13 protein-coding genes are annotated in these 14,186 nt (G+C 71.2%); 6 read left to right on the top strand and 7 right to left on the bottom strand.

The features are described 5' to 3' along the window. Positions 1–191: 191 nt before the first annotated feature. Positions 192–1,481, bottom strand: coding sequence for an adenylosuccinate synthase (locus OOJ91_RS22025; RefSeq protein ID WP_266247787.1), 1,290 nt, complete (start codon positions 1,479–1,481; stop codon positions 192–194). 124 nt (positions 1,482–1,605) lie between these two features. Here OOJ91_RS22025 and OOJ91_RS22020 point away from each other — a divergent pair, with 124 nt between their 5' ends. After that, positions 1,606–2,679: a hypothetical protein gene (locus tag OOJ91_RS22020; protein ID WP_266247784.1), complete on the top strand. Its 1,074-nt coding sequence runs from the start codon at positions 1,606–1,608 to the stop codon at positions 2,677–2,679. Positions 2,680–3,019: 340 nt separating this feature from the next. Here OOJ91_RS22020 and OOJ91_RS22015 read toward each other — a convergent pair whose 3' ends face one another. After that, a complete protein-coding gene (locus OOJ91_RS22015; protein WP_266249879.1) occupies positions 3,020–3,508 on the bottom strand; it encodes a hypothetical protein in 489 nt (162 codons plus the stop codon). Between the two features lie 142 nt (positions 3,509–3,650). On the opposite strand from OOJ91_RS22015, the gene OOJ91_RS22010 reads away from it, so the two are divergent. Continuing rightward, entirely contained in the window at positions 3,651–5,411 is a 1,761-nt protein-coding gene (locus OOJ91_RS22010) for a MinD/ParA family ATP-binding protein (RefSeq protein ID WP_266249795.1), read from the top strand. Positions 5,412–5,454: 43 nt separating this feature from the next. Here OOJ91_RS22010 and OOJ91_RS22005 read toward each other — a convergent pair whose 3' ends face one another. Beyond that, positions 5,455–5,883 (bottom strand): DUF3151 domain-containing protein, encoded by a 429-nt coding sequence (locus tag OOJ91_RS22005; RefSeq protein ID WP_266247783.1) that lies wholly within the window; start codon positions 5,881–5,883, stop codon positions 5,455–5,457. A gap of 249 nt (positions 5,884–6,132) precedes the next feature. Here OOJ91_RS22005 and OOJ91_RS22000 point away from each other — a divergent pair, with 249 nt between their 5' ends. After that, positions 6,133–7,326, top strand: coding sequence for an LOG family protein (locus OOJ91_RS22000; protein WP_266247782.1), 1,194 nt, complete (start codon positions 6,133–6,135; stop codon positions 7,324–7,326). A 49-nt stretch (positions 7,327–7,375) separates the two neighbouring features. Here the strand turns inward: OOJ91_RS22000 and fbaA are convergent, their stop codons facing one another. Next, positions 7,376–8,401 (bottom strand): class II fructose-bisphosphate aldolase, encoded by a 1,026-nt coding sequence (fbaA, locus tag OOJ91_RS21995; protein WP_266247781.1) that lies wholly within the window; start codon positions 8,399–8,401, stop codon positions 7,376–7,378. A gap of 136 nt (positions 8,402–8,537) precedes the next feature. Beyond that, the gene (locus OOJ91_RS21990; RefSeq protein WP_266247778.1) at positions 8,538–8,921 is read right to left on the bottom strand and encodes a phage holin family protein; all 384 of its coding nucleotides are present in this window, start codon (positions 8,919–8,921) and stop codon (positions 8,538–8,540) included. Between the two features lie 122 nt (positions 8,922–9,043). On the opposite strand from OOJ91_RS21990, the gene OOJ91_RS21985 reads away from it, so the two are divergent. Continuing rightward, positions 9,044–9,256, top strand: a complete 213-nt coding sequence (locus OOJ91_RS21985) for a hypothetical protein (RefSeq protein WP_266247777.1) — start codon at positions 9,044–9,046, stop codon at positions 9,254–9,256. Positions 9,257–9,258: 2 nt separating this feature from the next. Here OOJ91_RS21985 and OOJ91_RS21980 read toward each other — a convergent pair whose 3' ends face one another. Together OOJ91_RS21980 and OOJ91_RS21975 are read right to left on the bottom strand one after the other, a co-directional pair. Beyond that, positions 9,259–10,323 (bottom strand): LCP family protein, encoded by a 1,065-nt coding sequence (locus OOJ91_RS21980; protein ID WP_266247776.1) that lies wholly within the window; start codon positions 10,321–10,323, stop codon positions 9,259–9,261. Further along, complete coding sequence (locus tag OOJ91_RS21975; RefSeq protein WP_266247774.1) at positions 10,320–10,805, bottom strand: SigE family RNA polymerase sigma factor; 486 nt, start codon at positions 10,803–10,805, stop codon at positions 10,320–10,322. Before OOJ91_RS21975 ends, OOJ91_RS21980 begins: the two co-directional genes overlap by 4 nt. Before the next feature lie 181 nt (positions 10,806–10,986). Here OOJ91_RS21975 and OOJ91_RS21970 point away from each other — a divergent pair, with 181 nt between their 5' ends. After that, entirely contained in the window at positions 10,987–12,516 is a 1,530-nt protein-coding gene (locus tag OOJ91_RS21970) for an LPXTG cell wall anchor domain-containing protein (protein ID WP_266247773.1), read from the top strand. Positions 12,517–12,598: 82 nt separating this feature from the next. Continuing rightward, positions 12,599–14,167, top strand: coding sequence for an LPXTG cell wall anchor domain-containing protein (locus OOJ91_RS21965; protein WP_266247772.1), 1,569 nt, complete (start codon positions 12,599–12,601; stop codon positions 14,165–14,167). The last annotated feature ends 19 nt before the right edge of the window (positions 14,168–14,186 follow it).

The following is a 14,186-nucleotide window of genomic DNA, read 5'->3' as shown; positions in this document are numbered from 1 at the left end:
CAACCCCCGGCCCCCTGTGGATAACCCCCAGCCCACCGCAGCCCACCCGGCCCCGGCCCACCCCGCCCCGGTGCGGCCGGCCCGCCCCGCCCCGCCCCGGTGATCAAGAGGTTTGCGTCAAATCCGCGCAGGATTTTGACGCAAACCTCTTGATCGACAAGGCGATGGGGCGGGGCCCCCGGGGGGTGGGGTTAGGGGAGGAGGGGGTGTTGGACTACGTTTTCTTCTCGGCCTGGGCCTACGCCGATGACGCTCACCCTCGTGTTGCAGAGTTCCTCTACCCGGGCGATGTAGCGGCGGGCGTTCTCCGGCAGCTCGTCGACGGTGCGGGCCTTGGTGATGTCCTCCCACCACCCGTCCAGCTCCTCGTAGATGGGCGTGGCGTGGTGGAAGTCCGTCTGGCTCATCGGCATGTCGTCGACCCGCTTGCCGTTGATCTCGTACCCGACGCAGATCGGCACCTTGGGCAGCCCGGTGAGCACGTCCAGCTTGGTGATGACCAGGTCGGTGACGCCGTTGAGGCGGCAGGCGTAGCGGGCCACGACCGCGTCGAACCATCCGCACCGGCGCTCCCGGCCGGTGGTGGTGCCGTACTCCGCACCGATCTTGCGCAGGTGCGCGCCGTTGGCGTCGAACAGCTCCGTCGGGAACGGTCCCGAGCCGACCCGGGTGGTGTACGCCTTGCTCACCGCGATCACCTGGGTGATCGCGGTAGGCGGGATCCCGGCGCCCACGCAGGCGCCACCGGCCGTCGGGTTGGACGACGTCACGAAGGGGTAGGTGCCGTGGTCCATGTCCAGCATGGTCGCCTGGGCGCCCTCCAGGAGCACCGTCTCGCCCCGGTCCAGGGCGTCCCAGAGCATGGCCCGGGTCTCGGCGATGTACGGCGTGAGCCGCTCCGCGTACTCCAGGTACTCCTCGACGGTGGCCTCAAGGTCGATCGCCTTGCGGTTGTAGACCTTGAACAGCATCTGGTTCTTCTCGCGCAGCGCGAGTTCCAGCTTCTTGCGCAGGATGCCCGGGTCGAGCAGATCCTGAAGGCGGATGCCCATCCGGGCGACCTTGTCGCCGTACGCAGGGCCGATGCCCCGACCGGTGGTGCCGATCCGGGACGAGCCGAGGTACCGCTCGACCACCCGGTCCAGCGCACGGTGGTGCGGCATGATGAGGTGCGCGTCACCGGAGATCCGCAGCCGGGACACGTCCACGCCACGCTCGGCGAGACCGTCGATCTCGGCGAGCAGCACCTTCGGGTCGACCACCACACCGTTGCCGATGACGATCATCGCGCTCGGCGAAAGCGCCCCGGAGGGCATCAGGTGCAGCGCGTACTTCTGGCCGTCCGGGGTGATGACCGTGTGCCCGGCGTTGTTGCCGCCGGAGTAGCGCACGACGTAGTCGACCCGCTCACCCAGCAGGTCGGTAACCTTGCCCTTGCCCTCGTCGCCCCACTGAGCGCCGATGAGCACGATCGCTGGCATCTTTTCCGCCTCCAGAAGGCTCGGGTGCCAGGTGGCGACCGGTTGGCGAGCCCGGGGTGTCAGGTTAACAAGTAGTGACGGCGCGACCGGCAGGGGTCGCGTCGAGAGGCAGGAGGCTCCTTCCGTGTACGACGTGGTGCTGCTCACCCTCGCTTCGGAGCGCGACGCTCCCGGGGGCTGTGGCAGCGGCGGGGCCTGCTGCGGCGGCGCGACCGGGGCCGACGCCGCCCCGACGAGTCAGGCCGACACCGGCCGGGCCAACGCCGGTCAAGCCAACGCCGATCAGGCCAGCAGCAGCCAGACCGACACCGAGCAGTGCGCCACCGATCGGCCCCGGGTGCCGGTGCTGGCCTGCGCCGATGCGCTGACCGCCCGGGGCGCCCGGGTGCAGACGGTCACCGCCCGCTCGGACGCGGAGATCGACGCGGTGTTGGCCCAACTCGACGGCCCGGCCCGCCCGGACGGTCTCACCTGGCCGGATTCCGACGGCAAGACCCGGCTGGTCGTCGCCACTGCGAACGACGCGCAGTTGCGCGCCGTGCTGCGCCGACTCGTCAAGCGGTACGCCCCGGCGCCGAGCAAGCGCCCGGCTGACCTGCGGGGTGACCGGACCCTGCCCGACCTGCCGCCGGTCGCCGTACTCCCTCTCGACCCGGCGCGCGGCGGCGCCCACCGGGACCTGGCCGCGCAGCTCGGGTTGCCGCGCAACCCGGCGGCCGTGGCCACCGCAGTGCTGGACGGCACGCCGCGCCGGCTGGACCTGCTGCGCAACGACGGCGGCTCGGTGACCCTGGACGGCGCCCTGCTCGGCGCTGCCGACGACGCGGGCCGCCCGCTGCACTGGCGGGCTCGGGTGGAGGTGGACGACGCCATCCTCACCGACGGTGACGAACCGCTGCTGGCCTGCGCGATCGGCAACGCCGGCGGGTACGCGTCGCTCGACGACGTGACGCTGCTGGCCGCGCCGGACCCGGCCGACGGCCAGGTAGAGGTCGCGGTGGCCGTCCCGGTGGTCGTCCGCTCGGCATTGGGACGCAAGCGGGTACGCCTGGAGGTGCGGCGAGCCCGGGGACGGGCCGTGTCGGTGCTGCCCCGGGAGGGAAAGGTGCCCTATCTCGACGATGGCGTCGAGGGTGAGCTGACGCGCAAGCGCTCCTGGTGGATCGAACCGGGTGCCTGGGCGGTCTGGGTGGTCTGACCCCGGCTGCGCCGACCGGCCCCGGTCGTCCGGTGGGCCTATCCTCGCAGGAGGACTGGGGAGGAACCGTAATGGACAAGAACGCCGACCGGGCGCAGGTGCCCGGCCAGCAGCCGGTGCCGGAGCGGGACATCGAACCACTCTGGCCACCGGATCCGGCCGAGCGGGGCGCGGGTGACGTGGTGCCGCCGTGGGCGGCGGTCGCCGAGCAGCGGGGTGGCCCGCCGCCCCCCGCGCCGCCGTCGACCATCTCGCCGCCGGTGGCCGCGCCGCCGACCGGCCGTCCCCCGGTTCCCGGGCAACCGGGGGCCGCGGCCCTGCCGCCGCCGTCCCCGTCGGACTATCCGTCCCTCACCGGGGCGGTGCCGCCGCCGAGTGGCTGGGGAGCCACCGGCCCGAGCGGGGTGGGCACGGGCTGGGCGCCGGCACAGCCGAGCTGGCCGCCGGCCGACACGCCAGCCACCCCACCCGCGCTGCCCACTCCACCTGCCCCACCCGGGCCGCCCACACCACCCGGGCCGCCCACACCACCCGGGCCGGCCACTCCGCCCGCACCGCCCTTTCCGTCGACAGCACCGGTGCCGCCTGCGGTGGGCGCTCTCATCGGGCCAGGTAGCGACACGTTCCCGCCGACGACCGGCACTCCGGCGACCGGCACTGCGGCGACCGGCACTGCGGCGCCTGCGACCACCTCCGCGTGGGCGGGCACCGCGGCCGGCACGTCGGGCACCACGCCCGAGGCGACACGGACCACGACCGAAGCCACGGGCACCACGACCGGAGCCACGGGCACCACGACCGAGGCCACGGGCACCACGACCGGAGCCACGGGCACCACCGGGGGGACCGGCACCGAGACCGGAGCGGTGCCGGTGGAGCCCGGCCCGGGTCCGGTCGCCGACCCGCCGGTCGCGTCGGGCGGCGTTGACCTGGACCTGCCGTTCTCCCTGGACCGCCCGCCGGCAACGGCCATGCCCGTCGACCGATCGACCACGGCAGGCCCGCCCGCAGCAGGCCCGGTGACGACAGGGCCTAACACGGCAGGCCCGGTGACCGCAGGGCCCAACAGGGCAGACCTGCCGGCAGCAGGCCCGGCCACGACAGGACCGACCACGGCGGGCCCAAGCACGGCAGGACCAAGCACGGCAGGACCAAGCACGGCAGGACCGACCACGGCGGGCCCAAGCACGGCAGGACCAAGCACGGCAGGACCAAGCACGGCAGGACCAAGCACGGCAGGACCAAGCACGGCAGGACCAAGCACGGCAGGACCCACCACGGCAGGCCCGAGCACCGCAGGGCCGGCCACCGCTGGACCGGCGTCGCAGGGTGGCGGAGCAGCCGGTGTCGGGGAGGACGGTCCTGCCGTCGGGGCGGTGCGGCCGGCGACCGAGTCGCCCTGGGCGTATCCGCCGCAGCGGCCGGCCAACCCGATCCCGTCGGTCGAGGACCAGGCCGCCGTCACACCGCCGATCCCCGCCCCGCCCGTTCCGCCGCCGCCCGCCGTCGACCAGGGCGCCGGTGCGGGCCAGACGTACGCCGGCCAGACCTACGCCGGCCAGACGTACTCGCCGACGGTTCCCGCTCAGGCCGGCCCGACACCTGTCGAGCCTCCGCAGCAGGGCGCGGTGCCGACCCCGCCACCGGGGCCGTTCCCGCCGTCGCCGGGCTGGTATCCGCCGCCCTGGCAGCAGGGCGCGGCGGCGGTTCCACCGGCGCCGCCCCAGCAGTACCAGGAGACCGACCCGGTGGCGCGGGTGCCGGCCACCGGTTACCCGGACGCCACCTGGACGCCGGAGACCTCGGCCGCGCCGACGGCCGAGGACTTCGCCCGCCGCCGGCAGGTACGGCCCGCCGACCCGGTTGCCACCATGGGCGTACGCGCGGTGGTCAACAAGATGGGCCTGGTGCGGCTCTCGCCGGGGCGACACGAGCAGGAGCTCAAGCGGGACATCGAAATGGTGCGCCGCAACTTCGGCGGGCTGCGGCAGGTCACCGTGGTCAACCCGAAGGGCGGCGCCGGCAAGACGGTGGCGATCCTGCTGCTGGCCATGACATTCGGCCAGAAGCGCGGCGGCTACGTGCTGGCCTGGGACAACAACGAAACCCAGGGCACGCTCGGCATGCGGGCCCAGCAGGACTTCCACTCCCGCACGGTGCGGGACATGCTGCGCGACCTCGGGCAGTTCCAGGGCGCGCACGGTCGGGTCGGTGACCTGTCGCAGTACGTGCGCTCGCAGGGCGAGGGGATGTTCGACGTCCTCGCCTCGGACGAGTCGGCGACAGGTGGCGAGATGCTCACCGCCGCCGCGTTCGCCGAGATCCGCGAGGTGGTCAGCCGGTTCTACAAGCTGATCTTCGTGGACACCGGGAACAACGTCCGGGCGCAGAACTGGCAGGCGTCGATGGACGCCACCGACCAACTCGTGGTCACCATGTCGGCCCGAAACGACTCGGCGGAGACGGCCGCCCGGATGCTCGACCACCTGGAGCAGAGCGGCCGGCAGCGGCTGGTCCGGCAGGCGGTGACCGTGGTGTCGATGCCGCCGTCGCGCAAGGAGATCGACCTGCCGGCCATCCAGGAGCACTTCGCGGCCCGGACCCGGGCGGTGCTGCTGGCGCCGTACGAGCGGCTCATCGACAGCGGCGAGCCGATCCGGTACGGCGGGCTCTCCTCAGCCACCCGCGACGCCTGGTTGAAGATCGCCGCCGCGGTCGCCGAGGGGTTGTAGCCGCCGAGGGCCGGCCCGCGTCGGGCCGGCCCTCGGGCCGGTTTCAGTTGCTGGCCAGCGCGTCCGCCGCGGCCGGGTCGCAGTCACGTAGGAACTGTGCGCAGCGGGCCGCCTCGTCGGCCTCGCCGATCTCGTCGGCGGCCCGGGAGAGCACGTACAGGCAGCGGAGGAAGCCCCGGTTGGGCTCGTGCGACCACGGCACGGGTCCGTGGCCCTTCCAGCCGCTGCGGCGGAGCTGGTCCAGGCCACGGTGGTAGCCGGTGCGGGCGTACGCGTACCCCGTCACCACCGCACCGGCCGCGAACGCCCGGGCCGCGAGCGCGCCCCAGGCCGCGCTGAAGGTCGGGAAACGGGCCGCCACCTCGGCGAACGCCTCGTCGGTGCCGGCCTCCTGTGCGGCGGCCAGGGCGGCGTCGGCCTCGTCGTTCGCGGGCAGGAGGGTGGCCGGTGGCTCCGGCAAAAGGTTCTGCATCGCCCCATTCAACCCGCTGGACAGGGCGACACGCGAGCGGGTCGGCCGACGCGTTCCGCTGAACGGCTGAGGAGTTGGTCACGCCTGCGGCCTATGCCGCCGCCAGGTGTTTTCCACTACAACTATTGGTCCGGAGCCTCCCCAGGAACCGGTTACGCAGGAGCCCGGTGGCCACGACCGCCGGGCTCCTGTCGTGTCCACAGCCCGCCCGGGGTTTGGCCGGCCCCGCCGAAGGGGCAGGATGGCCCGGTGCCGACCCCACCTCCCACGGACGTCATCGAACCGCACCTGCACGCCGACGAGATCCAGACCCGGGACGAGTTCGACAGGCAACTGGTCACCGGCCGCCTGACCGGGCTGACCGTGCAGGGGCTCCGCCTCGACCTCGCCCCGGTGCCCGACCTGACCGGCGTCGAGGTCACCGGCACGCTCTTCCTCGGCTGCCGGTTCGCCTCCCGGGAGGTCGGCGCCGACCTGGTCCGGCGCGGCGCGAACGTGGTGCCGCCGTTCTCCGGGCTGCCGTACCCGACCCAGCCGGCGCACCTCTACACCCCGGACGACCTGGCCGCCGGGTTCGCCGAGGGCGGGTTCGCCGGGATGTACGACACCCGGGTGTACGAACACTACCGCGCGCACGGTGGGGCGCTGCCGGACGTGAAGGAGGCGCTCGGCCAGCGGCTGCACGACCACGGCGTGGACAACGCGCTCGCCGACGCGACCCGCGCCTGGCTGGACGGGTACGGGCCGCAGTCGGTGATCGGCATCATGGGCGGGCACGCGGTGCGGCGCGGCAGTCCGGCGTACCGGATGGCTGCCGTGCTGGGGTGGGAGCTGGCGCGGGCCGACCGCCTGGTGGTGACCGGCGGCGGTCCCGGCGTGATGGAGGCGGCGAACCTCGGCGCGTACCTGGCGGACCGGCCGGCGGCGGACCTGACCGCGGCGATCGACCTGCTGGCCACCGCGCCCGACTTCACCGACCACCACCGGTACACGGCAGTGGCGTTGACGGTCCGGCAGCGGTACGCGGGCGTGCCCCGCCAGCGCGCCGGCGACTCCGGGTGGGCCCGGACCGGAGGGCTGGCCATCCCCACCTGGCTGTACGGGCACGAGCCGGCGAACCTGTTCGCCGGGCGGATCGCCAAGTACTTCTCGAACGCCATCCGGGAGGACACGATCCTGCGGCTCGCCCGGGGCGGCATCGTCTTCGCGCCGGGGCGGGCGGGCACGGTGCAGGAGGTGTTCCAGGCGGCGACCAAGACCTACTACGGCACCGACGGGACCAGCGGCGCGTACATCTTCCTGGACCGCGACTACTGGACGCGGGAGCTGCCGGTGGAGGCGTTGCTGCGTCCGCTGCTGGCCGCGTCCCCGTTCGGTGACCTGTCGTCGACGATCCACCTGACCGACGACGTCCACGAGGCCGTACGCCTTTTGACGGCCTGACGGCGACGGCCGGCTCCCCGAGGGAGAGCCGGCCGTCGGTGGGACGTCGTTACCTGGTCATCGTGGTGCCGGTGGAGCGCAGGTCCTCGCACGCCTGGACGACCCGAGCGGCCAGCCCGGCCTCGGCGGCCTTGCCCCAGGCCCGCGGGTCGTACAGCTTCTTGTTGCCGACCTCGCCGTCGATCTTCAGCACGCCGTCGTAGTTGCGCAGCATGTGGTCGGCCACCGGCCGGGTGAAGGCGTACTGGGTGTCGGTGTCGATGTTCATCTTCACCACGCCGTAGTCGAGAGCCTCACGGATCTCGCTCAGCAGGGAGCCCGAGCCGCCGTGGAAGACCAGGCTGAGCGGCTTGTCCTTGCCGTACTTGGCGCCGACCGCCTCCTGGATCTGGTTGAGGATCTCCGGACGCAGCTTGACGTTGCCCGGCTTGTAGACGCCGTGCACGTTGCCGAAGGTCAGCGCCGCCATGTAGCGGCCCTTCTCGCCGAGGCCGAGCGCCTCGACCATGGCCAGGCCGTCATCGGTGGTGGTGTAGAGCTTGTCGTTGATGGCGTTCTCGACGCCGTCCTCCTCGCCACCGACGACGCCGACCTCGATCTCGAGGACGATCTTGGCCTTGGCGGCCTCGTCGAGGAGCTGCGAGGCGATCTGCAGGTTCTCCGCGACCGGCACGGCCGAGCCGTCCCACATGTGCGACTGGTACAGCGGCTCCTCGCCGCGCTTCACCCGCTCCTGCGAGATGCCCATCAGCGGACGCACGAACTTGTCCAGCTTGTCCTTCGGGCAGTGGTCGGTGTGCAGGGCGACGTTCACCGAGTACTTCTTGGCCACCTCGTGCGCGTACGCGGCGAACGCCACCGCGCCGGTGACCATGTCCTTGATCGAGGGACCGGACAGGTACTCGGCACCACCTGTGGAGACCTGGATGATGCCGTCGCTCTCCGCGTCGGCGAAGCCCTTGAGCGCCGCGTTAAGCGTCTGGGAGGAGGTCACGTTGATCGCGGGGTACGCGTACCGGCCAGCCTTGGCGCGGTCCAGCATCTCCGCGTAGGCCTCGGGAGAAGCGATGGGCATGTGATGCGCTCCTTACTTACCACTCTCGGCCGTGCTGGCCGCTGTTGTTCACGTGTGCGCCGGACCGCGCTGTCCTCCGCCGGGCAGTATCCCGCAGGTGTGGTGCGCAGGACCAACCGAGGGGGGTGTCAGCCGCTCACCGGCCGTCCAGACGGTCCGGCACGATGACGCTTATCAGCCAGGTGACCACTGTCATGACTATCGCTCCCCAGAACGCCGCCCAGAAGCCGTCCACCTGGAACGGCAGGTCGAGCCCGCGGGCGATCCGGTCGGTGAGCAGGAAGAGCAGCGCGTTGACCACGAGCGCGAACAGGCCCAGGGTCAGCAGGTAGAACACACAGCCGACCACCCGGATGATCGGCTTGAGCACCGCGTTGATCACGCCGAAGATGAGCGCCACCACGATGAGCGTGAGCACGGTGTTGCCACCGGAACGGCCGTGCACGTCGACGCCGGGCACGATGAGCGTGGTCACCCACAACGCGACAGCGGTGATCGCCAATCGGATGAGGAAGCCCACGGCACCATCCTGGCATCGGCTCGCGCCGTCACGGGCTGATTCGGCCGACTCGGCATCCGCGCGCGGCGCCGACGCAGCCCGTACGGTGGTGAGAATCGTGCCCCGAGAACCCGGGAGGGACCATGGGTCAGCCCGATGAGGACTTCACCCCCGGCGACCACCTCGCCGCGGACGAGCGCGACCACGAGGCGGAGCCGGCCGACGCGGTCGAGCAGGCCGCCGCGCTCGACCCCACCGACGTCGACGCCGAGCCGCAGCGCGGCCTGGAGGTCGACGACTGGGACGCGATGGAGCAGGCCCGGGTGATCACCACCGACGAGGACGACTACCGCTGACCTCAGCGGGCGTTGTCGACCAGCTTCGGGTGGCGGGCCGCCCAGTCGCCCAGCCGGTCCTCCCGCAGCGCCGTCAGGAACTCCGGTGCGAGCTTCGGGTCGGTACGCAGGTAGCGGTCCTTCTCCAAAACCCCGACGACCGGCAGGCTGAGCCCGACCGGATCGACAGTCCGCAGCGTGGGGACGAGCCGCAGCAGGTCCAGCACAGCGGCCCGGTCGGGGGACACGACGAGATCGGGGCCGACGGTGGTCAGCAGCTTGGCGAGGTGTGCCGGATTGGTGAGTACGCCCTGGTCGGCGGCCTGGCGCAGCAGGCCGGATGCGAAGACCCGGGCGTTGCGGTCCCGATCCTGGACTCCTTCGAGCAGACCATAGCGCTGGCGGAGCAGGTCGACCGACGCGGCGCCGTCGAGGCGGTGGCACCCGGCTGGGAACAGCCGCTTCGTGTGGACGGAGCGCACCTCATCGGGCAGGCAGACCGGCACCCCGCCAACGGCGTCGCTGAGCGAGCGCACCGCGCGGTACGTCAGCACCACGCCGGCGTCCACCTGGATCCCGGTCAGCTCGGTCACCGTACGCCGAGTCAGCTCGTACCCCTTGGCCATCTCCGGGCGGGTGAACCCGGCGCCGAACGGAAACGCGGCATTCAGCTTGTCGGTCCCCTGGCCCGGGATCGGCACGCCGAGGTCGCGGGGCAGCGAGATCAGGTAGGGGCGACTGCGGTCGGCCGGGATGTGCACCAACAGCACCGAATCCGCGCGTGCGCTCTTCGGTCCGTCGCCGTCGATGCCGAGCAGCAGAACGTTAAGCGCGCCGGTCGGCGCCGGCCGACTCGACTCGCTGAGCAGTTCGGCGGTCGGCGGAGGTCCCGCGGGCTCCGGGGTCAGCAGGGGCACCCCGAGCCCCAGCACCCCGAGCAGGGCCAGCGTGGTGCCACCGGCCTGCCAGCGTCGACGGCGTCGGCGCCGTCTGATCGTCAGCCGGTCGATGGCGGCACGCAGCGGGCCGGTCGGCGGGGTCAACGGCTCGTGCCGGGCGAAGGCCGCCCGCAGGTCATCTTCGATCATGAGCGAACCTCCACGTACTCGGCCCGGAGCGTGGCCAGGGCCCGGGAGATGGACGAACGTACGGTCCCGACGGCGCAGCCGAGGATGTCGGCGATCTCGGCGTCGGGCAGATCCTCGTAGTAGCGCAGCACGAGGGTGGCGCGCTGCCGGCGCGGCAGCCGGGACAGCCAGGTCCAGATCTGGTCCCGGTCAACTGCGGACTGGGCGTGGTCCGCGGACGCCGGCAGCGAGTCGTCGGGATCACCGCGCAGCAGCACCCGACGCATCCACGAGCCGCGCTTCCAGTCGACGTACTGGTTGGTGAGCATCCGGCGCACGTACCGCTCGGGTGAGTCCGCGTGGGCGACCCGCCGCCAGTTGAGCTGGACGCGGACCATCGTCTCCTGCACGAGATCCTGCGCCTGGTGCGGATCACCGGTGAGCATCACCGCGTACCGCAGCAGCGGGGCAAGTCGCGCGTCCGCGAACTCCTCGTACGTCACTGCACCTCCCGAGGTCCTGCCTCAATTGACGGGCCCGGAGGGCTGGAACGTTGCGGTGCCGGTGATCAACCTTTCGGTTCGTGTTGCCGACCGAGCGGTGATCAGGGGCGACGGCGAACCTTAGGGATTCCTTAAGATCCGCAGGCTGCACCTGAATCCCCCAACTGGAGGAATCCCCCTCATGCTCACCCACTCCACCCGGCGTTGGCTCGCCGGACTGGGCGTAGCAGGCGCGTTCATCGCCACCTCCGCCAGCCCGGCCCTCGCCGAAGGTGACCCCTTCAAGATCATTGCTCAGGACATCCTGACCACGCCGGATCACGGCGGCTTCGCGTACATCTACACCGAGCCGAACGACTTCGACAAGCCACACCAGTTCGGCCACACCACGCTCGACTTCGACTTCTCCGGCATCTCCGACTTCGCCACTCTGGAGATGCCGGGTGAGGGCTGGGAATGGGCGTGCGAGACCTCGGGCCAGGTCGTGCACTGCGAGACCGATTTCGCCGAGGACGACACGCCTTGGCTCGGCATCCAGGTCTTTGGCAAGCCCAACGCCACGCCGGGCCAGACCGGTCAGCTGAAGCTCGCGATGACCTCCGGCGGAAAGACGGTCAAGGGGGCTTCAACCGTCACCGTCGCGGAGAGCGTCGACCTTCAGACCGTTCCGGAGGCCAGCGTCAGCGGCGCGCCCGGCACCAAGGTGAACATGCCGACGTCGGTTCGCAACGGCAGCGAGACGGTCAGCCAGGGCGCGGTACTCCTGGTGAACGGCGACTACCTCGTCAGCTACGTGGGCGACTACTCGAACTGCCAAGTGATCGACGGCTTGGGGGCGCTCTGCACCTTCGATGAGGAGCTGAAGCCGGGCAAGAGCTACCAGCTCTCCGACAAGCTGCCCTTCCAGCTCGACAAGGACCTCCGGACCAACGCCGACCTGCTGACGACGGGCGTCTGGTGGACCAAGGACGATTGGGAGATCGTCAGCAGCGACTGGCCACAGGATGGCGAGCCGGGCAAGGGCGACAAGTTGCGCCTCGTGGAGCAGCCCGAGGCCAAGTCGCTGGCGAAGCAGACCGACCCGGACCAGATGAACAACTACACCGAGATCTCGGTGAAGGTGACCGGCGACAACCCGGCCGATCTCGGCGTCAAGGGGGCGACGGCCAGCGGCAAGAAGGGTGACGTGGTCCAGGTACGGACGTCCGTGACGAACCTCGGCCCCGCCCTGCTCGAGTACCAGGGGCGTCCGGCGTTCCGGGTCAAGGTTCCCGAAGGCACCACGGCGGTAGAGGTTTCCAGCGAATGCCAGCCCTACACCTCGGACGAGGAGTGGGACCAGTGGAACGGCAACTGGGGCGAGCCGGGCGCAAAGGAGTACGGCTGCCAGATCACCGAGAGCCCCAAGGGTTTCGAGAACTGGTACGAGTTCAGTCTCCGCATCGACAAGGTCGTCCCGGACGCCTCGGGTGCCATCACCGCCAAGCTGGCCGGTGACCCGAACAAGAGCAACGACACCGCCAAGATCGTGATCAACCCGGCCTCCGCTGGCGGCGGCAACGGCGCTGGCCAGGGTGGCGGTGACGGTGGCGCGCTGCCGATCACCGGTCAGTCCACCGGCCTGATCGCCGGCCTCGGCGCTCTGCTGCTCACCGCGGGCGTTGGCGGCTACCTGGTGGCCAAGCGCCGCCGGACCCGCTTCGTCGCCTGATCCACCCCGCAACACCGGTGCCCGCTGCCCCATCCGCGGCGGGCACCGCCCCCTTTCGTCATTCCTTCGGGAGGAACCCGGAATGCTCACTCACACCTCGCGGCGCTGGCTCGCCGGACTGGGCGTAGCAGGCGCGCTCGTCGCCGCATCCGCCAGCCCGGCCATCGCCGCCGCCAAGGAAGCTCCCCTCGAACTGGGCGTGTATTTCAACGACACCACGCTCGCCGCCGGCTCCGAGGGCAAGATCGACTCTCCCCTTCTGTTCGCCTCCGAGCCGGTGGTCGTCCAGGGCCTCACGGTCACGTACGACTACACCGATCTCGACGGCACTCTGCAGGTCAAGCGCGACGGCGAAGGCACGGATTGCGAGTCGCCGAAGGCCGGCGTTCTGGTCTGCACGGACCCGTTCGAAATCGGCCTCGAGGAGTGGGCCTACGGCGGCCTCTTCGGCGTGGTCATGACGCCGACCGCGAAGGCTGCCGACGGCGACACCGGCGTCCTCAAGGTCACGGTCAGCGCTGAGGGGCTCAAGTCGGCGAGCCACTCCGCGAAGATCCGGATCGGCGAGGGCGTCGACCTGGCCGCCCCGGGCGAGGAGGCCATCGTGTCGGCCGCCCCCGGCGGCAAGTTCAGCGCTCCGCTCACGCTGAGCAACGCCGGTGAGACCGCGGCGAAGGGCGCCGTGGCGGTCTTCGACCTGGACTACGCGATCCGCCCGGACAAGCAGTACAGCAACTGCACGTACGAGGACGGCCGCCTGCTGACCTGCACCTTCTCCGAAGTGACCGCGGCAGGTGAGACCCGCTCCGCAGCACTGCCCTACGTGCTCGGCAAGGACACCTACGCGCCGGGTAGCGACTACGGCTACTACAACTGGATGACCGTCTCGGAGTTCGAGGACTTCTCCGCGTACCTGCAGGCGGGGGGCTACTCGATGGGGCAGCCGGGCAAGGGTTCGGTGCTGGCCCTTCCGACCGTTCCGTCCAAGGCAGCGGCGCGCGGTTTCCAGGCCGACACCGACCCGATGAACAACTGGTCCGGCATGACCGTCAAGGTCACCGGCAAGAACGGCGCGGACCTGGTGGCGATCGGCGACAAGCTGACCGGCAAGGCAGGCGACGTGGTCACCGCGACCGTCGGCGTTCGTAACGACGGTCCGGCCGCACTCGACTTCGGCCGTGGGGGCTCGCCGGTCACGAAGATTGACATCACGGTTCCGGCTGGCACCACCGCGGTCGAGGTGCCCGAGGTCTGCGCGCCGCTTAACGGCGACCAGCAGGACTGGGAGAACGCCGGCAAGCCGGGAGCGAAGCTCTACCGGTGCTACCCGGACATCTTCATCGGCGTCGGTGAGGAGCAGGTGGTCGAGGTCGGCCTCCGGATCGACAAGGTGATCCCGAACGCCGAGGGCACTGTCACCATCAACGCCAAGTGCGAGTGCGAGGGCTTCACCGAGGACCTGAAGCCGGCCAACGACTCCGCCAAGATCCTGGTGAACGCCGCTGGTGGCCAGGGTGGCGGTGACGGTGGCGCGCTGCCGATCACCGGTCAGTCGACCGGCCTGATCGCCGGTCTCGGCGCTCTGCTGCTCGCCGCGGGCGTTGGCGGCTACCTGGTGGCCAAGCGGCGCCGGACCCGCTTCGTCGCCTGATCCAGCCCGCACGACACGA

It is taken from the genome of Micromonospora lupini (assembly GCF_026342015.1).
Taxonomy (GTDB): Bacteria; Actinomycetota; Actinomycetes; order Mycobacteriales; family Micromonosporaceae; genus Micromonospora; species Micromonospora lupini_B.
The sequence above is the reverse complement of the archived record's forward strand: the minus strand, read 5'-3'. Positions and strand labels throughout refer to the sequence as shown.